General features: G+C 69.1%; 21 protein-coding genes. 4 read left to right on the top strand and 17 right to left on the bottom strand.

From position 1 onward, the window contains the following. The first annotated feature begins 121 nt into the window (after window positions 1–121). A complete protein-coding gene (gene argG / locus E0H50_RS26455; RefSeq protein WP_131293227.1) occupies window positions 122–1,555 on the top strand; it encodes an argininosuccinate synthase in 1,434 nt (477 codons plus the stop codon). A gap of 273 nt (window positions 1,556–1,828) precedes the next feature. Here argG and E0H50_RS26450 read toward each other — a convergent pair whose 3' ends face one another. From E0H50_RS26450 to paaA, 6 genes are read right to left on the bottom strand one after another with little or no spacing between them, the layout of a single operon-like run. Next, the gene (locus E0H50_RS26450; protein ID WP_131293226.1) at window positions 1,829–2,443 is read right to left on the bottom strand and encodes a hypothetical protein; all 615 of its coding nucleotides are present in this window, start codon (window positions 2,441–2,443) and stop codon (window positions 1,829–1,831) included. A gap of 26 nt (window positions 2,444–2,469) precedes the next feature. After that, window positions 2,470–3,555, bottom strand: a complete 1,086-nt coding sequence (paaE, locus tag E0H50_RS26445; protein WP_131293225.1) for a 1,2-phenylacetyl-CoA epoxidase subunit PaaE — start codon at window positions 3,553–3,555, stop codon at window positions 2,470–2,472. A gap of 1 nt (window position 3,556) precedes the next feature. After that, window positions 3,557–4,024, bottom strand: a complete 468-nt coding sequence (gene paaD, locus E0H50_RS26440) for a 1,2-phenylacetyl-CoA epoxidase subunit PaaD (protein WP_131293224.1) — start codon at window positions 4,022–4,024, stop codon at window positions 3,557–3,559. Further along, a complete protein-coding gene (paaC, locus tag E0H50_RS26435) occupies window positions 4,018–4,752 on the bottom strand; it encodes a 1,2-phenylacetyl-CoA epoxidase subunit PaaC (protein ID WP_131293223.1) in 735 nt (244 codons plus the stop codon). The genes paaD and paaC overlap by 7 nt, the downstream gene beginning before the upstream one ends. Further along, on the bottom strand, window positions 4,749–5,060 hold the full coding sequence (gene paaB, locus E0H50_RS26430) for a 1,2-phenylacetyl-CoA epoxidase subunit PaaB (protein WP_131293222.1): 312 nt from the start codon (window positions 5,058–5,060) through the stop codon (window positions 4,749–4,751). The genes paaC and paaB overlap by 4 nt, the downstream gene beginning before the upstream one ends. Further along, the gene (gene paaA, locus E0H50_RS26425; protein ID WP_131293221.1) at window positions 5,057–5,965 is read right to left on the bottom strand and encodes a 1,2-phenylacetyl-CoA epoxidase subunit PaaA; all 909 of its coding nucleotides are present in this window, start codon (window positions 5,963–5,965) and stop codon (window positions 5,057–5,059) included. The genes paaB and paaA overlap by 4 nt, the downstream gene beginning before the upstream one ends. Window positions 5,966–6,127: 162 nt before the next feature. On the opposite strand from paaA, the gene E0H50_RS26420 reads away from it, so the two are divergent. The 3 genes from E0H50_RS26420 (at window position 6,128) to E0H50_RS26410 (ending at window position 9,772) form a co-directional block, all read left to right on the top strand. Continuing rightward, on the top strand, window positions 6,128–7,309 hold the full coding sequence (locus tag E0H50_RS26420) for a DUF418 domain-containing protein (RefSeq protein ID WP_238151222.1): 1,182 nt from the start codon (window positions 6,128–6,130) through the stop codon (window positions 7,307–7,309). A gap of 18 nt (window positions 7,310–7,327) precedes the next feature. Next, complete coding sequence (locus E0H50_RS26415) at window positions 7,328–7,930, top strand: GNAT family N-acetyltransferase (RefSeq protein ID WP_131293220.1); 603 nt, start codon at window positions 7,328–7,330, stop codon at window positions 7,928–7,930. A 135-nt stretch (window positions 7,931–8,065) separates the two neighbouring features. Further along, window positions 8,066–9,772, top strand: a complete 1,707-nt coding sequence (locus tag E0H50_RS26410) for an alpha/beta hydrolase (RefSeq protein WP_131293219.1) — start codon at window positions 8,066–8,068, stop codon at window positions 9,770–9,772. Window positions 9,773–10,141: 369 nt separating this feature from the next. Here the strand turns inward: E0H50_RS26410 and E0H50_RS26405 are convergent, their stop codons facing one another. From E0H50_RS26405 to E0H50_RS26355, 11 genes are all read right to left on the bottom strand, one after another. Then, window positions 10,142–12,658 carry an ATP-binding protein gene (locus tag E0H50_RS26405; protein WP_131293218.1) on the bottom strand — a complete coding sequence of 839 codons (2,517 nt, stop codon included), beginning with the start codon at window positions 12,656–12,658 and terminating at the stop codon, window positions 10,142–10,144. A gap of 109 nt (window positions 12,659–12,767) precedes the next feature. Further along, window positions 12,768–13,211 carry a hypothetical protein gene (locus E0H50_RS26400; protein WP_131293217.1) on the bottom strand — a complete coding sequence of 148 codons (444 nt, stop codon included), beginning with the start codon at window positions 13,209–13,211 and terminating at the stop codon, window positions 12,768–12,770. 1 nt (window position 13,212) lies between these two features. Beyond that, window positions 13,213–13,959 (bottom strand): 4-hydroxy-tetrahydrodipicolinate reductase, encoded by a 747-nt coding sequence (gene dapB, locus E0H50_RS26395; protein ID WP_131293216.1) that lies wholly within the window; start codon window positions 13,957–13,959, stop codon window positions 13,213–13,215. A 36-nt stretch (window positions 13,960–13,995) separates the two neighbouring features. Further along, window positions 13,996–15,816 carry a hypothetical protein gene (locus E0H50_RS26390; protein ID WP_131293215.1) on the bottom strand — a complete coding sequence of 607 codons (1,821 nt, stop codon included), beginning with the start codon at window positions 15,814–15,816 and terminating at the stop codon, window positions 13,996–13,998. Between the two features lie 29 nt (window positions 15,817–15,845). After that, window positions 15,846–16,835, bottom strand: coding sequence for an ABC transporter ATP-binding protein (locus tag E0H50_RS26385; RefSeq protein WP_131293214.1), 990 nt, complete (start codon window positions 16,833–16,835; stop codon window positions 15,846–15,848). Continuing rightward, entirely contained in the window at window positions 16,832–17,833 is a 1,002-nt protein-coding gene (locus E0H50_RS26380; protein WP_131293213.1) for an ABC transporter ATP-binding protein, read from the bottom strand. Before E0H50_RS26380 ends, E0H50_RS26385 begins: the two co-directional genes overlap by 4 nt. Further along, window positions 17,830–18,729, bottom strand: a complete 900-nt coding sequence (locus E0H50_RS26375) for an ABC transporter permease (protein ID WP_131293212.1) — start codon at window positions 18,727–18,729, stop codon at window positions 17,830–17,832. Before E0H50_RS26375 ends, E0H50_RS26380 begins: the two co-directional genes overlap by 4 nt. Next, window positions 18,722–19,648, bottom strand: coding sequence for an ABC transporter permease (locus E0H50_RS26370; RefSeq protein ID WP_131293211.1), 927 nt, complete (start codon window positions 19,646–19,648; stop codon window positions 18,722–18,724). Before E0H50_RS26370 ends, E0H50_RS26375 begins: the two co-directional genes overlap by 8 nt. Then, the gene (locus E0H50_RS26365) at window positions 19,645–21,228 is read right to left on the bottom strand and encodes a peptide ABC transporter substrate-binding protein (RefSeq protein ID WP_238151221.1); all 1,584 of its coding nucleotides are present in this window, start codon (window positions 21,226–21,228) and stop codon (window positions 19,645–19,647) included. The genes E0H50_RS26370 and E0H50_RS26365 overlap by 4 nt, the downstream gene beginning before the upstream one ends. Window positions 21,229–21,509: 281 nt before the next feature. Continuing rightward, the gene (locus E0H50_RS26360; protein ID WP_131293209.1) at window positions 21,510–23,264 is read right to left on the bottom strand and encodes an ABC transporter ATP-binding protein; all 1,755 of its coding nucleotides are present in this window, start codon (window positions 23,262–23,264) and stop codon (window positions 21,510–21,512) included. Beyond that, window positions 23,261–24,835, bottom strand: a complete 1,575-nt coding sequence (locus E0H50_RS26355) for an ABC transporter ATP-binding protein (RefSeq protein WP_131293208.1) — start codon at window positions 24,833–24,835, stop codon at window positions 23,261–23,263. The genes E0H50_RS26360 and E0H50_RS26355 overlap by 4 nt, the downstream gene beginning before the upstream one ends. Window positions 24,836–24,926: the final 91 nt, after the last annotated feature.

Raw genomic sequence — 24,926 nt, 5'->3', positions numbered from 1 at the left:
CTCGCCGCCGAATTCGGTTGGCCGGGGCTCAAAGAGGGCTTGAGGTGGTTGATGAGGCCCAAAGAGGGGGTTGAGGTGGGGCGGCTTTGCATAATCATGCAGGAGGGTGCATACTTTTCCTGTGTCCAAGGTGCTTACTTCTTTGCCGGTCGGTGAGCGGGTCGGGATTGCCTTCTCGGGTGGTCTCGACACGTCGGTTGCGGTTGCGTGGATGCGGGACAAGGGTGCGATCCCGTGCACGTACACCGCTGATCTCGGGCAGTACGACGAGCCCGACATCGGGTCGGTCCCCGGCCGCGCGACGGCGTACGGGGCCGAGATCACCCGGCTCGTGGACTGCCGCGCCGCGCTCGTCGAGGAAGGGCTCGCGGCGCTGGCCTGCGGCGCGTTCCACATCCGGTCCGGCGGGCGGACGTACTTCAACACCACCCCGATCGGGCGGGCGGTGACCGGCACCCTGCTGGTCAAGGCGATGCTCGACGACGACGTCCAGATCTGGGGCGACGGCTCGACCTTCAAGGGCAACGACATCGAGCGGTTCTACCGCTACGGCCTGCTCGCGAACCCGCAGCTGCGGATCTACAAGCCGTGGCTGGACGCGCAGTTCGTGCACGAGCTCGGCGGCCGGAAGGAGATGTCCGAGTGGCTGGTCACGCACGGCCTGCCGTACCGGGACAGCACCGAGAAGGCGTACTCCACCGACGCGAACATCTGGGGCGCCACCCACGAGGCGAAGACCCTCGAACACCTCGACACCGGGGTGGAGACGGTCGACCCGATCATGGGCGTCGCGCACTGGGACCCGTCCGTGGAGATCGCCGCCGAGGACGTCACGATCGGGTTCGTACAGGGCCGGCCGGTGACGATCAACGGCAAGGAGTTCGGTACGGCGGTCGACCTCGTCCTGGAGGCGAACGCGATCGGCGGCCGGCACGGGCTGGGCATGTCGGACCAGATCGAGAACCGGGTCATCGAGGCCAAGTCCCGCGGTATCTACGAGGCGCCCGGGATGGCGCTGCTGCACGCCGCGTACGAGCGGCTGGTGAACGCGATCCACAACGAGGACACGCTCGCCAGCTACCACACCGAGGGCCGCAAGCTCGGACGGCTGATGTACGAAGGCCGTTGGCTCGACCCACAAGCGCTGATGGTGCGGGAATCGCTGCAGCGGTGGGTAGGTACGGCGGTGACCGGTGAGGTCACGCTCCGGCTGCGGCGCGGCGAGGACTACTCGATCATCGACACCACCGGTCCCGCGCTCAGCTACCACCCCGACAAGCTGTCGATGGAGCGGATCGAGGACTCGGCGTTCGGCCCGGTCGACCGGATCGGCCAGCTGACCATGCGGAACCTGGACATCGCGGACTCCCGCGCGAAGCTGGAGCAGTACGCCGGTCTCGGGATGTTCGGCTCGTCCAACCCCGCGCTCGCGTCGTCCACCGAACTGATCGGCGAACTCCCGAAGGGCGGCGCCGAAGCCATCGCCTCCCGCGGCGAGGCCACCGAGGAAGACGAACTCCTCGACCGCGCCGCCATGGAATCCGGCACCGACTGACCCCCACCCCGCCCCACCACTCGGCGCCCGTCCGCTCGACGCCCTCCGCTCGACGCGCCCACCGCTTGGCGCGCCCACCGCTCGGCGCCCCTCCGGCGCTCGCCCACCCGCATTTGGCTGGCTCACCAGCGATATCGGGGGTTCCGCACCCTGATTGAGGGTGCGGAACCCCCGATTTCATGGGTCAGCCAGGCAAATTCGTGGGTCAGCCAGGCAAATGGGGTTGGGGCGAGGGTTCGGGCGGGGGCGGCCGGGGCGGTGGAGGGGTGCAGGTCAGCCGCGGGTGTGGGGTTGGGGGCGGTTGGGTTTGGTGCGGTCGGCTGGTTTTGTGGCGGGAGTGTTGGGGGTGCTCGAGGCCGTTCGGGGATCGGGGCGTTGGCCGGGTGGAGTGACGCCGGCGGCGGCGTGGCGTTGGGTTTCTGCCAGCTGGTGGACGAAGCGGGCTCGGTTGATGGCGCCGCCGAGCACCAGGCCGACCTCGCCGCCGGCCTCCTGAGCCACCCTCTCGTACTCTCCGCGAAGCAGCCGGTCCGCGCCTTTGCCTACCAGCTCGCCGAGCCGGCTGTCGGCGGCCTGCACCGTCAGTCTCGCGTCGATCCTCTTGGCGGTGACGAGAGCGGCCTGCTCGGCGACCGCCGACCGCTCCTCCGCGGGTAACGCGTCGAAGTGAGTGCTCCTGCTCATGTTCGCCTCGACGGCCGTCTGCAGACGGTGCCCCGGAGCCGCGGCCGACATCTGCTCCACGACCTCGTCCGTCGGCCGGCCGTAGGGACCGAACTCGCGGCCCACCGCCTCGAGAAACGCGGGCCGCATCGACTCCTCGACGGTCGCGACGAACTCCCGTTCCTCGGTCGTGATCGGACGTGGCACAGGGAAAGGTTCGGTCATGCGCGGGAGTGAACCAGGTCCCGGGGTCAGGCGTCGAAGTCGAGGGTCACCGTGGGTGTGGTGGGGTGGGACTGGCAGGTGAGGACGTAGCCGGCGCGGATCTCGTCGGGCTCCAGCGCCCAGTTCGTGTCCATCCGGACGCTGCCGTCGAGGACCTTCGCGCGGCAGGTGCCGCACACGCCGCCCTTGCAGGCGAACGGCGCGTCGGACCGTACGGCGAGCGTCGCGTCCAGCACGGCCTTCGAGTGCTCCCCCAGCGGGAACGTCGACCGGCGGCCGTCGAGGATCACGGTCACCTGGGCCGCGTCCTCGTCAATGGCCGTCTCCTCGACCGGCGCCTTCGGTGCCTCGTCGCCGACGTGGAACAGCTCGGCGTGCACGTGTTCGCGCGCGACGCCCTCGGACAGCAGCAGTTCCTGCGCGCCGACGACCATCGCGTACGGGCCGCACAGGAACCACTCGTCGACGGAGTCCAGCGGGAGGATCGTCGCGAACATCCGCCGCAGCCGGTCCGCGTCGATGCGGCCGCTGAAGAGCTCCACCTCGGTCGTCTCGCGTGACAACACGTGGACGAGGTGCAGGCGCTCGGCGTACCGGTCCTTCAGGTCGGCCAGCTCGTCGGCGAACATCACCGAACCCGCGGTCCGGTTGCCGTACAGCAACGTCACCCGGCTGTCCGGTTCGATCGCGAGCACCGTCGCGACCAGCGACAGGACGGGCGTGATTCCGCTGCCCGCGGCAACGAACGCGTAGTGCTTCGCGTTCGCGACGTCGAGCGTCGTACCGAAGCGGCCGAGCGGGGTCATCACCTCGAGTTCGTCGCCGACCTTCAGGTCCTTGGCGGCGTACGACGAGAACTCGCCGCCGGGGAGCCGCTTCACGCCGATCCGCAGCACGCCCGATCCCGCGGGTGAGCAGATCGAGTAGCTGCGGCGTACCTCTTCTCCGGCCCGGCGGATGGTCAGGTGCTGGCCGGCGGTGAACTCGTACTCGGCCGCGAGGTCCGGTGGTACGGCGAAGGTGATCGCGACCGAGTCGTCGGTGACGGACTCGATCGCGGCGACCTTGAGGGCGTGGAAGGTGGCGCGCCGGCGCGGGGCGATGGTCGTCATCTCAGATCGCCTTGAAGTGGTCGAAGGGTTCTTTACAGCTGTTGCAGCGCCACAGGGATTTGCAGGACGTGGAGCCGAAGCGGCTGAGTTCGGACGTGTTGGGCGAGCCGCACAAGGGACAGCGGACGCTCAACTGCAGGAGGACCGGCCCGGTGCTGGATGGCGGGGCGATGCCGTAGTCGGTCAGCTTGGTCTTGCCTGCTTCGGTCATCCAGTCAGTTGTCCACGCCGGCGACAGGACCGTCTCGACCCGTCCGTGGACGTGCAGCGACTGCAAGGTCAGTTCGACCTCGTGGCGGATCAGGTCCATGGCGGGGCAGCCGGAGTACGTCGGGGTGATCGTCACGACGACCTCGTCACCCTCGCGCCGTACGCCGCGCAGTACGCCGAGGTCCGCGATCGTGAGCACCGGGACCTCGGGGTCCGCGACCTGGCCGACGGCCTCGAAGATCGCTTCTTCGGTCACCATGTCGCACCTGGATGGGATCTGGCGACGTGCTGCAGCTCGGCCAGCAGATAACCCATGTGCTCGGTATGACGACCCGAACGACCGCCCGAATGCTGGTACGAGGACGAAGGCCGCTCGCACGTGGACTCGTCGATCACGGCCAGCACGCGATCGCTCCACGAGTCGTGCAAGGTCGCCGGGTCGACCGCGACCTCCAGCCGCTGCACCAACGCGTCGGACTCGAAGAGCTCCGCGGTGTAGGGCCAAAGAGTGTCCAGCCCGGCCTGCATCCGCCGGTGGCTCTCCTCGGTGCCATCGCCCAGCCGCAACACCCACTGCGTCGCATGGTCGACGTGGTACGCGACCTCCTTGACCGCCTTCCCCGCCACGCCCGCGAGCGTCTCGTCGGCACACGACCGCAGCTCGTCGTACAGCAGATGCTGGTACGTCGCGAAGTACAGCAACCGTGCCATCGCGAACCCGAAGTCGCCGTTCGGCAGCTCGCACAGCTGCACGTTCAGGAACTCGCGCTCGTCCCGGAAGTACGCGAGCTCGTCCTCGGTGCGGCCGTCGAGCGAGCCGGCGTACTGCAGCAGCGAACGCGCCTGCCCGAGCTGGTCCAGCGCAATGTTGCCGAGCGCAACGTCTTCCTCGAGCTGCGGCGCGGCCGCGATCCACTCGCCGGTGCGCTGCGCGGAGATCAGCGCGTCGTCACCGAGGCGGAGTGTGTAGGCGAAGAGGTCGCTCACAGGTGCTCGACACCTTCCGGGACCTCGTAGAACGTCGGGTGCCGGTACACCTTGTCGCCGGCCGGGTCGAAGAACTCGTCCTTCTCGTCCGGCGAGGACGCGGTGATGTCGGCCGCCCGCACCACCCAGATCGACACGCCTTCCTGCCGGCGCGTGTAGACGTCCCGCGCGTTCCGCAACGCCATCGTTGCGTCCGGCGCGTGCAGGCTGCCGACATGGGTGTGCGACAACCCACGCCGCGAGCGGACGAAGACCTCGTACAGCGGCTCGACACTGTGCTTGCTGGTGACCTCGCTTCGCTCGGTCATGCGGCGCGAGCCTCCTTCTTCGCGGCATACGCAGCCGCGGCTTCGCGCACCCAGGCGCCGTCCTCGTGCGCCTTCACGCGATGCGACAGCCGCTGCTGGTTGCACGGGCCGTTGCCCTTCACCACGTCGTACAGCTCGGTGTAGTCGGGCTCGGTGAACCGGTAGTGCCCGTCCTCGTAGACCAGGCCGTCGTCCGGGACACGCAGCCCGAGTACGTCGGCCTGTGGCACGGTCATGTCGACGAACCGCTGCCGCAGCTCGTCGTTGCTGTGCCGCTTGATCCCCCACGCCATCGACTGCTCCGAATGCGTCGACGCCGCGTCCGGCGGACCGAACATCATCAGCGACGGCCACCACCAGCGGTTCAGGGCGTCCTGCGCCATCGCCTTCTGCGCCTCGGTGCCCTGCGACAGCGTGTGCAGGATCTCGAACCCCTGCCGCTGGTGGAACGACTCCTCCTTGCAGACCCGGACCATGGCCCGCGCGTACGGCCCGTACGAGCAGCGGCAGAGCGGGACCTGGTTGACGATCGCGGCGCCGTCGACCAGCCAGCCGATCGCGCCGATGTCGGCCCAGGTCAGCGTCGGGTAGTTGAAGATGCTGGAGTACTTCTGCTTCCCGCTGTGCAGCAGGTCGAGCAGGTCCGCGCGGTCCACGCCGAGCGTCTCCGCGGCGGCGTACAGGTAGAGACCGTGGCCGGCCTCGTCCTGCACCTTCGCCATCAGGATCGCCTTGCGGCGCAGCGACGGCGCGCGACCGATCCAGTTGCCCTCGGGCTGCATGCCGATGATCTCGGAGTGCGCGTGCTGCGCGATCTGCCGGATCAGGGTCTTGCGGTACCCGTCCGGCATCGCGTCCCGCGGCTCGATCCGGCCGTCGGCGTCGATGGTCGCCTGGAAGTCCATACCCGCAGCATATGTGACACTTTTCGTCCGAATCAACAACAAGTGTCACAAAGGTGGTGCTGGGCCCACCCCGGGAGTGGGTTTGACGCTCTGGGGAGGCCCGCTCGGGGTCGCGAGGATGGATTCAACAGCTCAACCCTTCCACAGTTTTCGGAGGATCCCGTGACCACCACCCTCCCGGCCGTCGACCATCGCGGACCGGTCACCGGTAAGGAACGAGCGCTCGCACCCGATCTGATCCGCGGCGCGATGCTGCTGCTGATCGGCCTGGCGAACAGCGCCAACTTCGCGTTCGCCGGCCAGCCCGGCGTGGAGAGCGCGCCGCACGGCTTCGAACGCATCCTGAACTTCCTCAAGCTCACCTTCGTCGACGCCCGGGCCTACCCGGTGTTCGCGGTGATGTTCGGCTACGGCCTCGTGCAGCTGTTCCGCCGGCAGTGCTCCTCGGGCGCCACCCCCGGCGCCGTCCGGCGGATCCTGCTCAAGCGCAATGCCTGGCTGATCGGCTTCGGTCTCGCCCACGCGACCCTGCTGTACTTCGGCGACTTCCTCGGCGCGTACGGCATCGTCGGCATCATCTGCACGCTGTTCCTGCTCAACCGCGGCGACAAGTTCCACCGGATCGTGCTCGCGATCTGGGCGTTGATGGCCGTCGAGGTCCTGTTCATCGGGGCCCGCGCCGCGCTCGCGGTCGTCAACAGCACCGGCCCGGCGCACGCGCTGACGAACTCCCCGAACCCGTCGCTGGCCGCGTCGTCGTACCTGGGCAGCCTGGTCGACCGCCTGCACGAGTACCCGCTGCACGCCGCGAGCGTCATCCCCTTCATCATGATCGTCTGGCTCGGCATCTGGGCCGCCCGCAAGCAGATCCTGGAGAACCCGGGCGCCCACAAGACCGTCCTCACCCGAGTGGCCGTCGGCGGTCTCGGCATCACCGTCGTGGGCGGCCTGCCGCTCGCACTGGTCGGAGCCGGCTGGATGCACGTCGACAAGAGCGCGGTGGACGCGTTGAGCCTGCTGTCGCACGTGTCCGGCATGTTCGGCGGCCCGGGGTACGTCGCTCTGTTCGGCCTGCTCGTCCTGCGGATCCGCACGCTGTCGCTGCCGGTCCGCGCGATCTCCGCACTCGGTCAGCGGTCGCTGTCCGGGTACCTGTTCCAGTCGGTCTCGTGGATGATCCTGCTGGCCCCGTTCACGCTGAACCTGCGGTTCGGAAGTACGGCGTACACCGCGGCGCTGGTCGCGATCGGCGTCTGGGTCGTCTCGGTCGCCGGGGCGTACGCGATGAGCCGGCGTTCGTACCGCGGTCCGGCCGAGACCCTGCTGCGCAAGCTCGTCTACTGACTTGCGAGGATGGCAGGCATGAGTGACTTCGGCGTACCGGAACCCGCCAACCTCTCGGATCTGTCAGGCGATACCCCGGTGGCCGAGACGAGCGTGCGGCTCGCCCTGCCCGCGGAGGCAGGAGAGATCGGCGAGATTCAGGTCGCAGCCTGGCGTACGTCGTACGCCGGGCTGCTGCCGGCCGATGTCCTCGCCGATCTCAACCCGGCGCAGTTCGCGGCGCAGTGGCGGGCCGCGCTGGTCGCTCCGGGCGAGGCGCGGAACCGGGTGATGGTCGCGCTGGCCGGCCGGACGCTGGTCGGCTTCGCGGCCATCACCCCGTCCGACGACCCGGACGCCGACCCGCAGAACGACGCGTTGATCGCCGAGCTGGCCGTCAGCCCCGAGGCGACCCGCGCCGGCCACGGCTCGCGCCTGCTGAACGCCGTCGTCGACACGATCCGCGCCGACGGCTTCCGCCGGGTCACCGTCTGGGTCAACTCGACCGACGACGTCCTCCGCGCCTTCTACACCGAGTCCGGCTGGGGCCCCGACGGCGCCCACCGCGAACTCGACCTCTACGGCGACGAGTCCGTCCGCATCAAGCAGATCCGCCTGCACACCGACCCCGGCACCGAGTAGTCCCCCGACGCCGATCGCAGGTCGCCGATAGCAGGTCGCCCGATCGGCGACGGGCCGGGGGTGGTGCTCGACCCGTTCCGGTGGGCATGACAGATTGTCACGGACCGATTACGCGTGGCGTCCGCTGGAGTCTGCATGAAGTTGCTTCCCCTGGCCCTTGGTGGGGCAGCCCTTGGGCTGTCCGTAGCCGCTGTTCTCGTCGTCCCCGGCTCGGGAGCGACCGCGTCGACGGAATCAGCGAGCGTGGTCGACAGACCGCATCCGGTGGCATCCAAGTACCTGAAGCAGAAACCGCAGTGGGTCGAGTGCGGTGACGTCGAGCTCCGCACGTACTGCGCGAAGATCACCGTCCCGCGGGACTGGGCCAACCAGCACGCCGGGCACGACCTGCAGATCGCGGTCAGCAAGGTCGCACCACCCAAAGGCAAGCCGACTCGGGTCGTGTTCGGCAACCCCGGCGGGCCCGGCGGCGCCGGGCTCGGGATGGCGCCGTACCTCGCGAGCCAGGCACCGCTCGCCAAGGACCACCTCGCCGTCGGCTTCGACCCGCGCGGCACCGGCGGCAGCTCGAACGTGAGCTGCGACGGCGCCCCGGGCTACACGATGGACGCGCGCGACCGCGATCCCGCGACCCGCGACCTGATCTCCGAGGCCTCGGAGATGACGCAGACGTACTGCGAGCAGCAGTCCCGCGGCCTCCTCCCCTACATCACCACCGCGCAGACGGTGCAGGACATGGACCTGATCCGCCGGCTGCTCGGCTTCGACACGATCGACTACGTCGGGTACTCCGGCGGCACCTGGCTCGGGGCGTACTACCAGACCTACTTCCCCGCGCACGTCGGCCGCTTCGTGCTCGACTCGAACACGGACTTCACCAGGGGCTGGCTGGACACGTTCGTCAGCCAGCCGCAGGCGTTCGAGCGCCGGTTCCGCGAGGACTTCGCGCCCTGGGCGGCCAAGTACGACGACCAGCTACACCTCGGATCGTCACCGGGTGCGGTCATCCGCCTGTACGAACGGTTACGACGGAGCCTCAAGGAGCGACCCGCGACCGAGGAGTTCCTGGACGGCGCGGTCAATGTCAGGTACGACGAGAACACCCTCGACCTGATGGTGACCGGGGATATGTACTCGAAGCGCGATTTCCATTCCCTCGCAGCCGACCTGCTCTTTCTTCATGACCTTTCCGAAACGCAGGCAAAGGGCGGCCCGCGGGCCGCGCAACGCCAGGTCGACGCGCTCTCGAAGGCCCGCCAGCAGCAGCTCGTGGAGCGCGCCGGCCGCTCGCCCGTCGGGCTCCGGACGCTCGGCGAGGACGATGCCGAGGACGCGACGTTCACCGCGGTCACCTGCAACGACTCGGTCTGGCCGCAAGGCCGCGAGTACGGCGAACAGCTCGCCGCCCGCCTCGGTCCGCACTTCCCGCTCGTCGGCTGGACGATGACCGAGAACCCCTGCTTCTACTGGGACCGCCCGAACCTGACGATGCCGACACCGACCGGCAAAGGCTTGCCCACAACGCTGATGGTGCAGTCCGTGCACGACCCGGCGACCAGCTACAGCCTGGCCGCGGCAGCCCACAGCCGGTACGCCGGTTCGCGGCTGCTGACCGTCACGGGCGAGGGCGACCACGGCGTGTACGGCGGCGTGAACCGCTGCGCCGACCGGATCGTCAACACGTTCCTCACCACCGGGGTCGCGCCGGCCAAGGACGTCAGCTGTGCCGGCGAGGGCATTCCGGCTCCGGAGGCCGTGGAGCCGGACTTCGACGAGACCGAAGGCGCCCCGTTGCGGAAGATCGCCGGATTCACCCAGGCCGTTTCCGGATATCTGCCGTAACGAGCGTTTGAAATCCGGCCGGAATTCATCTACGGACCGGCAGTTCGCGGTCACGGTCGGCGAAATCCGACCGGGGATTTCGTTGTCAGGACAAATTTGTCAGGGCGATGTCAGGGTTGCGTCCCTGTGCGACGCAGCGTGATCACGGCAACCTTGAGGAAGCGCGGAGGACCCGGACGTCGACTGGGAGGGCTCGACGACGGTGACCATCGCCGACGTGGCTTCGGCCGGCTGTGAGGTGGGGGGACTGCCTGGGGGGTCAGACAGAGGACACAGCCGGCCGGGCCACGAATCTGGATCCGCGCCCTCAGATCCCTCGCGGGGCATCGTCGATCCCCCAGGTCGTGGTGCTCCGCGAGGCACGCCCGCTCAGAACCAGTCCCGGCTCCGCTCGGCAGGCGCCGAGCCCGGGTCCCCGGCCGGTTCCCGGGGCGGGTAACCGTCCGCGACCGCGGCCAGCGGCGCCGCGCGACCGGCCGACCAGGCGGCCCGGAAGGCCCGGCGCTCGAGTGACGCTTCGACCGCGGCTCGCGTGGCCGCGCAACCGGCCTTCTCGATCTCCGGCACCGGCGCGCGGATCACCTCACGAACCCCGTCGGCCGCACCGAGCAGGAACGCGGCGTACTCGCTGCGTTCGCGTTGCTGTGCGACGGCGGCCAGCTCCTCGAGCACACTCGCCGACCGCCATCGGTCCCCCAGATCACGATGCTCGGCGAGGCTTTCGTCGAGCAGGTGAACGGCACGGTCGGTCAGGCCACGCCGGCGTTCGACGATGCCGAGCTGGTTCAGCGACCAGGCGACGCCCTCGCGATAACCGAGCCGTTGCGACAGCGCGAGACTCTCCTGCAACAGGTCCTCGGCCTCGACCAGCTCACCGCCGTACTGCGCGATCGCGCCGAGGCTGATCAGCGACCAGGCGAGTCCCTCGCCGTCACCGACGGCCCGGAAGCTGTCCCGGGCGCGCCGGCACCGGCGCGCGCCGACCTCGAGATCGCCGCGGAGCCAGGCCACGAAGCCGAGGTGGTTCTGTGCCCAGGCCATCCCGGACCGGTCGCCCACGCTCTCGTACAGGTCGAAGCTCTCGCAGTGCAGATCCTCGGCCGCCGCGTAGTCGCCGCGTTCCCGGGCGACGCCGCCGAGCCGCTGCAGCACCAACGCGGTACCGGCTTTGTCGCCGAGCTCCTTGTACTGCCGCAAAGCGGTCTGCAGGCGCTCGGTCGCGGCGTCGTACTCGCACTGGAGGAACGCCAGCGTGCCGGCGCCCAGGTTCGCCTGCGCGCACACCGGCGCGAGCTCCGCGATCCGTTCGGGCGGCACCGAGTCGCCGAGTTGCAGAGCCCGCTCGAGCCACTGACCTCCCTCGGCGTAGTGCCCGCGGAGGTAGCAGAACAGCCACAGCCCACCGGCCAGACGCAGTGCCTCGTCGACCGAGCTGGTCCGCAGCGCCCAGGCCATCGCGGCTCGCAGGTTCGCGAGTTCACGGTCCAACCGGTCGAGCCACTCCCCCTGCTCCGGTCCTCGCAGGTGGCTCTGCGAATCCTCGGCCAAGCCGACGAAGTACCTCGCGTGCCGCGCGGCCGCCTCCTCCGTCTGTCCGGTGGCCCGCAGCCGATCGGCCGCGAACTCCCGGATCACGGCGAGCATGTAGTACCGCGCGACGCCCTCTCGCCTGACCACCCGGATCAGTGATTTGTCGGCCAGCCGCCCGATGAGGTCCAAGGCCTCGACCCGGGTCGCGCCACCGGGCATCACCGCAGCGGCGGCGCCCAGCGTCCAGCCGCCGGCGAACACCGACAGCCGGGCGAACACCTCCCGCTCGGCCTCGCTGAGCAGTGCGTGGCTCCACTCGATCGCGCCGTACATCGACTGCTGGCGAGGCGACGCGGTACGGGGGCCGCCGGCCAGGATGGTGAACGACGTCTCGAGTTCGTCCGCCAGTTCCTCGATCGTCATGACGTTCGTCCGCGCCGCGGCCAGCTCGATCGCGAGCGGCATACCCTCCAGACGGCGAACGACGCGCGCGACCTGATCGAGTTCGCCGGTCGGGTCGTAGCCGCGCGCGGTGGCGCGGTCGACGAACAGCCGCACCGCTTCCGACGACGCCACCCGGTCCTCGTCGTGCGGCAGGGCCAGCGCGGGAACGACGTACACACTCTCGCCCGGCAGTCGCAGCAGTTCGCGGCTGGACGCCAGGATCGACAGGTTCGGGCAGGACTCGAGCAAGGTCGAGCAGACTTGCCCGACACTCGCGACCAGGTGTGAGCAGTTGTCGAACACCAGCAGCATCGTGCTCCGGCCGATCTGCTCGGCGATCTCCTCGAGCAGCCGCGTGCTCTCCAGCAGATGCATGCCGATCGACGTGGCGACCAGGGGCGCGACGGCCGCGGGATCGGTCACCGACGCGAGCGGCACCCAGCAGACGCCGTCGCGGAAGTTGTCCGCCACATCGGCCGCGAGGGCCAGGGTGAGCCGGGTCTTGCCGACCCCGCCCGGCCCGGTCAAGGTGAGCAGACGCGTCAGGTGCTGCCCCAGCACGCGCGTCGTCGCGGTCAGCTCGGTCGTCCGCCCGATCAGCTCGTTGGCCGGCACCGGCGGTTGCCGCATCGGCAGGCGTGCGGCTCCCGCCTCTTTGCGCGCCTCCGCGGACAGCAGGGAACGCTCCGGCTCACCGAGGCGCAGGGCGTCCGCGAGCAGCCGCAGCGTCTGCGCCCGCGGCGCGCGCCGGCGTCCCCGCTCCAACGCCGCGATCGCGTCGACGCTGAGACCGGCGCGTTCGGCCAACGCTTCCTGCGACAGCCCCGCCTCCCGTCGGTGCCGGCGCAGTAGTCCGCCGAACCCAGCTCCTTGTCCGTCGCCCGTGCCGCGGCGAGATCCGTCTGATGGCACAGGACGGCCCCACCCAGTCTCCGACCTTTACGTGGCGGCTGCCACGTACCAGCGAAAATATCGCGTTCCACACCCGGTTGTCAGTTATCCCGGCGAACTGCCGCGGAACTCATGCGGTCCGATCGTGGTGCGCGATGGCGGTGCGCATCGCCTCGCGGGCCCGTTTCCGGTCCCCCGCGGCGTCGTACGCCGTCGACAGCCGGAACCACGCCCGCCAGTCGCCGGGGGCCGCTTCCGCCTCCGACCGGTACCGCCCGAAGGCCTCGTCCGCGGCGGTCCGGTCCACCCGGCCGGACGGCCGCCGCGGCAGATCGTCGACCGGCAGACCGCCGGCTGCCTCCAGTTCGCGGGCCAGCGCCTCGGTCCGGCGCCCGAACTGGATCTCGCGCCAGACCAGGTACGCTCCGATCACCGGGATGACCAGGACCGCGAGGCCGAGCACGACCGCGACCGGCGTACCGACCTTGACCAGCAGCACGCCTCGCCAGCCGATCAGGACGGCGTACGCGACGAACACGACCGCCAGCACGAAGGCGGTCTGCTTGGCTTTCATCTCAGCCGAGATCCATGAAGTGCTCGAGTCCGACCGTCAGGCCGGGCGCGCCGCCGATCCGCCGGACGCCGAGCAGGACGCCGGCCATGAACGAGACCCGGGCCATCGAGTCGTGCCGGATCGTCAGCGTCTCGCCCTCGTCGCCGAACAGCACCTCCTGGTGCGCGATCAGGCCGCGCAGCCGGACGCCGTGCACCCGGATCCCCTCGACGTCCGCGCCCCGGGCGCCGTCGAGCGCCGTCGTGGTCGCGTCCGGGATCGGGCCGGAGCCGGCCTCGCGGCGGGCGTCCGCGATCAGCTCGGCCGTCCGCCGGGCCGTGCCTGACGGAGCGTCCACCTTGTCCGGGTGGTGCAGCTCGACGATCTCGACGGACTCGTAGTACGGCGCGGCCTTCGCGGCGAACTGCATCATCAGCACGGCGCCGATCGAGAAGTTCGGCGCGATCAGTACGCCGGTCTCCGGGGACTTCTCCAGGAACCCGCGCAGCGCGGCCAGCCGCTCGTCGTCGAAGCCGGTGGTGCCGACCACCGCGTGGATCCCGTGGTCGACGCACCAGGCCAGGTTGTCCATCACGACCTCGGGCCGGGTGAAGTCGACGACGACCTCGGCGCCGGCGTCGATCAGCGCGTCGAGCGTGTCGCCCTGGTCGAGCTGCGCGACCAGCTCACAGTCGGCAGCCTCCTCGACCGCGAGGCACGTCTGAGCACCCATCCTGCCCTTGGCCCCCAGGACACCGACCTTGATCATGCGACACCTTCCCGTTCGAACGTGGAGAACAGGATCTCATCCGGTGGGTGGGGCGGGTCGCTCGGCCTTGGGGATCCAGATCTCGAGGCCGATCGTCTCCCGGGCGGGCGCCAATTGCTCGTAGTCGGCGCGGAAGTCCAGCCCGCAGCTGTGCAGGGCGTTGATCTCCCGGTCGGAGATCTCCCGGTTCAGGATGACCAGCGGCGGCCTCGACGGGTGCTCGTGCCGGCAGACCTCCTCGACACCGGCCGCGGTCCGCTCACGTTCCTTGGGCGCGATCCAGGCCTCGCCGAGCGGGCGGCCGCCGAGCATCAGCACCAGGCCGGCCATCTTGTCGTAGGCGAGCATCGGCCGCCCGGGCGGCTCGGTGTACGGGCGGAGATCGGCGGCCAGGCGGCTGAAGTTCTCCTCGGCCGGCTGCGACAGGTACATGCCGTTCAGCGCGGGGATCGTCGCGGCCGCGGTCAGTTGCGAGTGGCCGACGGAGCGGTACGGGTACCGGAACAGGCCGGTGTACGCGATCGTCGCGGTCGCGACCAGGGAGCCGGTCAGCACCAGTCCGACCGTCACCCGCGCCACGATCGGGGTCGCCCAGATGCCGGTCAGTACTGCGATCATGACCGCGGCCCACGCGGCGAACGCGTTGAAGCCGATCGTGAAGAGCGGAGTGTTCGTACCGAACGCCTGCACGAGCGGCAGTAGGACGAGCAACGCCAGGATCACCCAGGTCCGCGTGTTCTCACGGCTCAACCGGGAGCGGGGCGTGACGCCGGCGCGGCCCGCGATCACGGCGCCGGCCGCGGCCACGACCGCGACCAGTACGGCGGCCAGCAGCGTCTCGGCATACATCGGGATGTGCTGCGAGCCACCGACAGCCCCGTCGTCCACGACGACCCGCCGGACGGACAAGGCCAGGGCCGCCAGCGCGAAGACCGCGGCGGCGATCCGGATCCGGCGCCAGCGGGCGACGACCGCCACGGCGGTTGCGAGGAGCAGCAGGCCGTGCGCGATCAGTGTCTGACCGATCAGCTTCATCGTGCTCGACCAGTACAGCTGCAGCAGCTCGGCGGGCGAGTACGACGTACCGGCGATGAACCTGTTGACGTCGAGGATCCCCGGCACCGCGACGTTCAGCCGCACCACGAACAGCTGCACGACGAGCGCGACGAAGGCCAGACCGCCGAGCGCGAAAAGGATGCCGCGGGCAACGGCTCGCCCGCCCTGACCGGCCAGGACGACCACCGCGGTGATCACGATCAGCCCGATCACCACGACCGAGGTCCACTTGGCCAGCACCATCACGCCGATCACCAGGCCGGCGGCGACAAGAATCCAGAACGGGACTGACGTACCGCGGTCGACCGCGGTCGCCATCCACAGCACGCAGGACACCAGCGTGAGCGCACCGAGCAGCACCACATCGTTGTAGCCGGGCGATTGCGGCAGCCAGCTGTAACACATCCCGCCCGCGGCGAGCACGACCACCGTGCCCGCGGCCTCCCACAGGCGGGTCGGCGGCAGCCCAGGCCGCCGCCCGCGCAGCCACCGCATGAAGCTGTACCCGAACAGGACGTGGACGGCGACCACCGTGAACAGCCGGAAGAACCGGAGCTTCACGATGTCGTACCCGAACCACTCGAACACCGGGCCGTACAGATACTGCACACCGGTCAGCGCCAGCGGATTGCTGTCCCACCACCGGTACGAGAGCAGGTAGTAGCCCTCGTCGGTGATGTCGAAACCTTCGTTCGCGGCCCGGCCCGCGGTCAGAATCCACCACGCGGCCAACCCGCCGGCGACGGCGATCACCCCGGCGAGCAGCACGAATCGTCTGCCCACCGAGGAAATCTTGATCACGGCCGCAACCCTAGGCCATCACCGAAAAGCTATGTTGCGTAGGCGGTTTGCGCATCCTCCGCGAAGTGGCACGAGACGGTCTGGCCGGACTTGATCTCGCGGAGCTCCGGTACGTCGGTGCTGCACTTGGCCTCCGCCCGCAGGCATCGGGTGTGGAACCGGCATCCGGACGGCGGCATCACCGGCGATGGCGGGTCTCCGGCCAGCACGATCCGCTGCCGGCCCTGCCGGGCCAGACCGGGCTCGGCGGACAGCAGCGCCTGCGTGTACGGATGCGCGGGTACGTCGTACACGTGCTGGTGCTCGCCCAGCTCGGCGACCTTGCCCAGGTACATGACCGCGACCCGGTCGGAGACGTGCCGGACCACGGACAGGTCGTGGGCGACGAAGATGATGCTCAGGCCGAGCTCGCGCTGCAGCCGCATCAACAGGTTCACCACCTGCGCCTGCACCGACAGGTCGAGTGCCGAGACGGGTTCGTCGCACAGCAGTACGTCGGGGTTGAGCGCGATCGCCCGCGCGATCCCGATCCGCTGCCGCTGGCCGCCGGAGAACTGGTGCGGGAACTTCGTCTCGTCCTCGGGCCGCAGACCGACCAGCTCGAGCAGTTCGCGCACCCGGGACCGGATCTCGACCTTCTTGCCGACGTCCGGGTGCACCTCGAACGGCTCGGCGACGATCTCGCCGACCCGCATCCGCGGGTTCAGGCTGGAGTACGGGTCCTGGAACACCACCTGGACGTTCCGCCGCCAGCGCCGCAGCTCACGGCCGCGGAGCTTGCTGACGTCCACACCGCCGTACTCGATCCGGCCCGACGTCGGCTTCTCCAGCGCTGCGAGCAGCCGGACCAGCGTCGACTTCCCGCAGCCGGACTCGCCGACGATGCCGAGCGACTCGCCCTTGCGCAGCGTCAGGTCGACGCCGTCGACCGCGCGGACGACGGTCTTGGCGCCGAAGTTCAGCGCCGGGCTGATGTCGTAGTGCTTCACCACGTCCGTTGCCGTCAGCAACTCGTTCATACGGCCTCCTTCGCGGCCAGTGACGTCCGCCGGATGCACGCGGCATCCCGCCCGGGCGCGACCGTGAGCAACGGCGGCACCTCGGCCGCACAGTCGTCGATCGCGATCGGGCACCGGGTCCGGAACGCGCAGCCGGACGGGATCGCCCGCAGCGACGGCGGCGTACCGGGGATCGTCGGCAGCTCGCGGCCCTTGAGTTCGGCCGACGGCATCGAGCCCAGCAGGCCTTCGGTGTAAGGATGGACGGGATGTTCGAGGGCCTCCGCGGTCGCGGCCCGCTCGACCACGTGACCTGCGTACATCACCACGACGTTGTCGGCGACGTCCGACACCACGCCGAGGTCGTGCGTGATCAGCACCACGCCCATGTCCCGCTCGGCCTGCAGCTCGGCGATCAGTTCCAGGATCTGCGCCTGCACGGTCACGTCGAGCGCCGTGGTCGGCTCGTCGGCGATCAGTACGTCGGGATCCAGCGCGAGCGCCATCGCCAGCATCACGCGCTGCCGCATCCCGCCGGAGAACTCGTGCGGGTAGTCGCCGACGCGTTTCGCCGCGGCCGGGATCCGTACCTGGTCGAGCATCTCCGCGGCCTTCTTGAGAGCGTCCCGCTTCGACATCCCGCGGTGCACCCGGTAGCACTCAGCGATCTGGGTCCCGACCGACTGCACCGGGTTCAGCGCGGACAGCGAGTCCTGGAACACCATTGTGATCCGGTCGCCGACGATCCGGCGCCGTTCCCTGGTGGTCATCTGGATCAGGTCGGCACCGCGGTACTCCGCCGTACCGGACACGATCCGGCCCGGCGGCATCTCCAGGATCCCGGTCAGCGCCTGCGTCGAGACGCTCTTCCCGGACCCGGACTCGCCGAGGATCGCCAGCATCTCCCCCGCCCGCACCTGCCAGGACACCCCGTCCACGGCCCGCACCGGACCCCGCGGCGTGTCGAACTCCACCGACAGGTTGTCGACCTTCAGCAGTACTTCGCCCTGTTTGGTCATCTCATCAACTTCGGGTCGAGGGCATCTCGGATCGAGTCGCCGATGATCATGAACGAGATCGTCATCGTGGAGATGAACAACGCCGGCCAGATGAACAGGTGCGGCGTGTCCCGGTACGACGCCGCGACGCCGAACTGCGAGCCCCAGGAGATCGACGGCGGTTGCAGCCCGACCCCGAGGAACGTCAGCGCGGCCTCGAGCCCGACCATGCCGCCGATGCCGAGCGTGGTCATCGCCAGCAGCGGCGCCATCGCGTTCGGGAACACGTGTTTGCGCAGGATCCGCACCGGCGGTACGCCGATCGACCGGGCCGCGAGCACGTACTCGCGGTTGCGGACCGAGAAGACCGTGGCCCGCATCAGCCGCATCCCACCCGGCCAGCCGATCAGCAGGATGACGCCGACGATGATCCAGATGCTCCGGTTCGCGACCGAGTTCAGGATCACGATCAGCACCACGATGCCGGGGATCGAGAACAGGACGTCGGCGGTCCGCGAGATCAGGCCGTCCACGAACCCCGGGAAGTACCCGGCCAGCAGGCCGAGCGAGCCGGCCAGCACGAACACGCCGAAACTCGCGCAGATACTGACCAGGACCGACGGTCGCGCGCCGTAGACGACGTTCGCGAAGTAGTCGCAGCCCTGGATGTCGAACCCGAACGGGTGCCCCGGGCCGCGTCCCTGCCGGCTCTTGGCCAGCTCGCAGAACCGCGGATCGGCGGACGTGAACAGCTTCGGCACCGCCGCCATCGCGAAGAACACCAGCAACAGCAGGCTGCAGAGCACGAACTGCGGCTTGCGCAGCAGCGCCCGGAGCAGCTCGCGGTTGGACAACGTACGACCGTCGCCGAGCTCCTGTGCTTCGGCGCCGACGGTCGCTGAGATCTGTTCAGACATTGCGCACCCTCGGATCCAGGACGCCGTACAGGAGGTCGATCAGCAGGTTGATCAGGATGAACGAGATGAACGCGAGCGTGGACAGCAGCACCACGACGCCACCCTCCTTCAGCTTGATCGCCTGGAACATGAACTGGCCGAGCCCCGGCAGGTTGAAGATGCTCTCGGTGATGATCGCGCCGCCGAACATGCCGGCCAGGTCGAGCCCGATGAACGTGACCACCGGCAGCAGCGCGTTCGGCAGGATGTGCCGCCACAGCACCCGCTGCTCGCCGAGCCCCTTGGCCCGCGCGGTCTTCACGAAGTCGGCGTTCACCGTCTCCACGATCGACGTCCGCAGCAGCCTGGCCAGGCCGGCGAACCCGAGTACGCCGATCACCAGCGCGGGCAGCACGTACGAGCGCGGGAACCCTTCCAGCACACCGGACACCGGGAACCACTTCAGCTCGACCCCGAACAGGTACTGCGCGGCGAAGTACGCCACCAGTCCGGGGACCGCGAGCAGCACGAGCGTGACCAGCAGCAGCGACCGGTCGACCCAGCCGTTGCGCTTGAACCCGGCGTAGATGCCGAAGAACAGTCCCAGCGTCCACTGGACGGCGTTCGCCAGCAGGGTCAGCTTCAGCGTCACCGGGATCCGCAGCCGGAGCTGGTCGGCGATGTCCGCGCCCGCGAACGTCGTACCGAAGTGGCCGGTGAGGATGTCCTTCATGCTCAGCAGGTACTGGACGATGAACGGATCGTCCAGGTGGTACTGCGCGCGCTTGGCGGCCAGCACCGCGGCCGGGATCGGCTTGTCACCGGCCAGCTCCCGCAGGGGGTCCCCGGGCATCGCGAAAACGAGCGCGAAGACCCCCAGCGTCACGAGCACACCGATCGGTACCGCTGCCAGTGCGCGGCGCAGGATGAAACGGATCACTTGAACGTTGCCCAGAGGGCCGATACGCCGACGTACTTCGAGACCCGCGGTTCGATCTTCGCCGAGTGCAGGTACGCGTTCGACTTGGTGTACAGCGGGATCAGCGGCATGTCCTCGAGCGCGATGTCCTCGGCCTGCTGGTACAGCTTGATCGCCTTCTCCGGGTCCGGCTCGGCGTCGCCCTTGGCCAGGACGGCGTCCAGGGCCGGGTTGGAGTACTGGGCGAAGTTGGCGTCACCGTTGGACTTGAACATCGGCGTCAGGTAGTCCTCGATCGACGGGTAGTCGTGACCCCAGCCGCTGAAGCGCAGCCCGTCCAGCTTGTGGGAGTCCGCGAGCTCGGTGATCTCCGAACCCTGCTTGCCGGTGTACTTCACCTGCAGGCCGAGGTTCTGCCGGAGCATGTTGCCGATCGCCTCGGCGAAGATCTGCCCGGTCGCCGACGTCGTGTTGTAGTTGATGTTCAGCGGGCCGGAGAAACCGCCGGCCTCCTGCAGCAGTTGCTTGGCCTTGGTCGCGTCGAAATCGCAGTACTTGCAGGCGTTGTCGCGGTACCCGGCCATGTCCGGCGCGACCAGACCCTTGGCGGGCTCGGACAGCCCGACGAGGTCCGCGAACGCCTTCCGGTCGATCGCCTCCGAGATCGCGTGCCGCAGCTTCGGGTTCTTGAACCGCGGGTCCCAGGCCGGGATCACCAGGTAGTTCGCACCGGAGCTGATGCTCGTCACCCACTGGTCCGGGGCGTCGGTCTTGAAGCTCTTCACCTTGGTCGACGGCACGTCGACGAAGTCCACGTTGCCGGCCAGGAACTCGTTGTACGCCGTGTCCGCGTTCGGGATGAACCGGTACGTGATCTCGTCGGCCTGCGGTACCGGCGAGCCCTTGTAGCCGTCCCACTTGGCCAGCTTGATGTCGTCACCGGCGTTCCAGTCGGCGGCGAGCTTGAACGGGCCGTTGCCGATCGGCTTGCGCTTGTACGCGTCCGGGTTCTTCCGCACCTCTTCGGGCAGCGGCGCGAGACCGAGGTACTGCAGGGTCAGGCCGAACTGCGAGAACGGGACCTTGAGCTTCACCGAGAAGGTCAGGTCGTCGATCTGCTTGAGTCCGCTGAGCGTCTTCACCGCGGTCGGCTTCGGCGTGGCGCCGTCCGGGGTCGGCGGGTTCAGGGCGTCGTACCCGTCGACCTTGGAGAAGAAACCGTTGTTCTTCCAGGCGTTCGAGCCCATCGCGGTCATGTTCCAGCTGTCCACGTAGTCCTTCGCGGTCAGCGGCTGGCCGTTCTGGAAGGTGTTGCCGGCCTTCAGCTTGATCGTCCAGGTCTGGCTGGTCTTGTCCGGCGTGACCGAGTCGGCCATCACGTTCTGCAGCTTGCCGGTCTCCGGGTCCGTGGTCACCAGCGGAGCGAACATCGCCATCGCGACCTGGATGCCCGGACTGCCGTTCTCGTTCAGCGGGTTGATGTACTCCAGCGGGTCGGCAGCGATCGCGATGACCTCGCTCTTGCTGCCGGAGCCACTGCCGGAGCCGCTGCTCTTGCCGTCTCCACACGAGGCGAGCACCAGAGCTAGTCCGAGTGCCACCCCCACTACCCCAGTCAGACGTCGCACGGTCAAACCAACTTCCTCGGCGGGAGGGCCGCTAGGCGGGCGGATCAAGCGTCATGGTGGCTGGTCGAAACTGCACATGTCAACGTTGTCAGGCGCAAAGCGGCGGCGCGTAACTCAGGCGTTACTTTGCCAAGACCTCAGATGACCAGCACGCGCCGACGGCGCGAACCCCCACTTAATCAGATCAGTTCCCCAGAGTCATCTGATGACAGGTCAGATCTGGGCAAAACTCGCCTCTGCGCACAGTTGCGCACTTATCGGTAGCCGGCCGCTTGCAGACGGTAGAGCTCGGCATACGTTCCGTCGCCCGCCATCAACTCGCCGTGCGTACCCCGCTCGGTCACCCGGCCGTTGTCCAGTACCACGATGAGGTCCGCGGAGCGCACTGTTGAGAAGCGATGTGAGATGAGCAACGTGATCCGTCCGTCGGCCCGTCCGGCCCGCGCTTCGGCGGCCAGCCGGTCGAAGACGTCCGCCTCGGTCTGCGGGTCCAGCGAGGCGCTCGGCTCGTCCATGATGACCAGCAACGGCGCCGGACGGACGAGTGCGCGGGCGATCGCCAGCTTCTGCCATTGCCCGCCGGACAGTTCGACGCCGTCGGCCCACGACGTACCCAGCTGGGTGTCGACACCCTGCGGCAGAGTGTCCACGAAGCCGGCATCCGCTTTGCTCAGCGCGGTCCGCACTTGGTCCGGCGGCTCGGACAGTCCGCCGACCGCGACGGCCTCGCCGACGGTCAGCTGGTACCTGACGAAGTCCTGGAAGCCGGCGCTGACCTTCTGCCGGTACTGGTCGAGGTCCATGGTGGCGAGGTCGACTCCGTCGATCAGCACCGCACCGGTGGCGGGCCGGTACATGCCGGTGAGGAGCTTGACCAGGGTCGACTTGCCCGCGCCGTTCTCACCGACGATCGCGACCGTCTGCCCGGCGGGGAGGAACAGGTCGGTACCAGGCAGCGCGAGGCGATCGTCCGCGCCGTACCCGAAGGTGACGTGTTTGAGTTCGATGCCGTGCAGGAGGCGATCCGGCGTCGGCGCGGTGCCTGGTTCCGGGTGGGCCTGGTGCGCGAGCCAGAAGTAGTGCTCGGCCGTGGTGCGCACCCGCAGTACGGTGCCGGCGAGGTCGAGGACGCGGTTCGCCGCACTCACCACGGCGCCGGCCAGGGCGAGCGCCAAGGCCACATCGCCTGGGGTGACGCTTGACTCGTCGAGGATCAGCACCAGCGCGCCGACGTACGCGAGGGGGAACACGGACCAGCCGACGGACCCGATCAGGACCGATCGCAGGAGCGCCCGGTGAGCGATGGTGTTGGCCTTGTCCGCTGCTTCGCGGTGGTGTCTCAAGAGCTCGTCGCCCATCGACGCGACATGCAACTCCTGCGCGGACGACGGCGCGACCGACAGCATGAACAGTTGCTGCGCGAGCCGGCGTTGCGGTGCCGCGTCCAGCTCCGACCGTCGGCGGATCCGTTCGGCCCGGCGGCTCAACCACAGCGAGGGAATCGCGACCAGCGGGAGCACCGCCAGCACCGGCTTGAGGTCTGCGAGGAGGACGGTGCTGATCACCAGCTGGGCCACGACGAACAGGCCGATGAACGGCATCGTGACACTGTCCGCGAGGTCCGGCGCCTCCCGTCGCAGCGTCTGCAGCCGGTCGAGAAACTCGGGTCGCTCGAAGTGCTGGATCTGTGGGGCGCCCGCGGCCAGCCTCAGTACTCGGCGTTCGGCGACGAAGCTCGAGCGCTCGCGCATCCGGATCGTCGCCCAGCGATAGCCGATCGGGGCCACCAGCACGAAGGTCAGTCCTACGGCGACAGCGATGCCTCCGGCAACTACCTGTCGGGGTTCGCCGGACACCACGCCGTCGACCAGCGGCCGGACGCCGAGCGCGACGAGCAGCGGGCTGACGAAACTCGACATCGTGACGACGGTGTAGAGGGTGAACAGGCCCGGGCCGATCTCCCAGCCGAGCCCGATCAGCAAACGGGCTGTGGCGACCCATGACTTCATGCCGGGCCTCCCTCGAAGCGAGCCGCTTGCAGGCGGAAGAGGTGGGCGTAGATTCCGTCGCGCTCGAGCAACTCGTCGTGCGATCCCTGCTCGATCACCCTGCCTTCGTCGAGGACGACGATGGAGGATGCCTGGCGCACGGTGGAGAAGCGGTGCGAGATCAGGATCGTGGTGAGCCCGGCGGTGAGGTCGAGGAAGCGTCGGTACAGCTCTGCCTCGGATCGGGCATCCAGGTGCGCGGCGGGTTCGTCCAGTACCAGTACGGATGCGCCCTGCTGGACGGCGTACAGCGCTCTTGCTAGGCCCAGCCGTTGCCACTCGCCGCCGGACAGTTCGACACCGCCGTCGAACTCCGCCGAGAGGACTGTGTCCCAACCGTTCGGCAGTGCCTCGACGATGGTCTTCGCACCTGCCCGCTCGACCGCCCTGTCCGGCGAGGCATCGGCACGACCGAAGCGGACGTTGCTGTACGCCGACATCGGCAACCGCACGGGCTGCTGGAAGACGACCGCCAGCCTGCGCCGCCAGTCGTCGAGGTCGAGCTCGCGCAGGTCGAGTCCGTCGATCGTCACGGATCCTCGAGTCGGTTCGTACAGGCCGCAGAGCAGCTTGACGAGGCTGGTCTTTCCAGCACCGTTCGCGCCGACGACCGCGAGCGACTGCCCGGCGGGAATCACCAGGTCGAGATCACGCAGCACCTCTCGGCTGGTGCCGGGGTAGCTGAACGACACCTCGCGAAGGGCGATCTCCCGCTGCGGCATCCCGGTGGACGGCTTCGATCCACGGTCAGCGGGCGCGGCTGTCGGGGCGATTGCGTGCATCGCCTCGTCGTACCGGGCGAGGGTTGCGAGGGCGAGTTCGGTCTGCAGGCCGGACCAGGACGACTGCTGGATACCGCCCAACGCGACCAGGAACGTCTGGACGTACGTCGCCGTCGGGCCGGCGGCGAGGCGGCCGGCGACCGCCTCGCGAACCACGAGCACGATGCCGCCCAGCACGACAACGCCCAGGAACGCGGTCGCGATCAGCGGACGACGGCCCGCCGGGGTGAGAACCCGCTGCATCGTCGCGGCCCAGGTCTCCCCGTGCCTGTTGACGACGAACTCCGGCAGCCCGAACAGGCGGATCTCCTTGGCGGCCGGCGGGGTGGTTCCCAGATCGTTGAAATACCGCATCCGGCGAGCCGACTCCGACGCGCCGTAGTGGTGTCCTGCCTCGGTGCGGGACGCGACCCGGTCCTCGTACGCCGCCCAGACACCGGCCGCGAGCAGACCCGCGCCCAGCCACCAGTGGAATCCGGCGAGGATGATGCCCGCGGCCAGCAGAATGATCCGCCCCGTGGCCAGACCACCGATCGTGCTCGCGAGCCGGCCAGGACGCGCCCAGTCCGCCCGTAAGGTGTCCCGCCCGACCTCCACCAGCGCGGCCGTCGCAGGATCCTCCAAGTGCCGCACGCCGCTGGGCGCTGCGACAGCCCGCATCAGCTCGTGCTGCAGCAGCGCATCGACCCGCTCCCCCAACGCAGTCGCCGCCGCCCGCTGCAGCGCACCACCAAGCCACTGCAACAACAAACACGCACCCGCGACAGCAGCCCACCCCACCGCGTAAGCCCTGTCCCCCCGAGCAACCCCCGCAACAACCTGCCCCAGCCCCACCGCGATC

Source organism: Kribbella sindirgiensis, assembly GCF_004331435.1.
Taxonomy (GTDB): Bacteria; Actinomycetota; Actinomycetes; order Propionibacteriales; family Kribbellaceae; genus Kribbella; species Kribbella sindirgiensis.
Note: the sequence above shows the minus strand (reverse complement) of the source record. Positions and strands in the feature narration are given on the sequence as shown.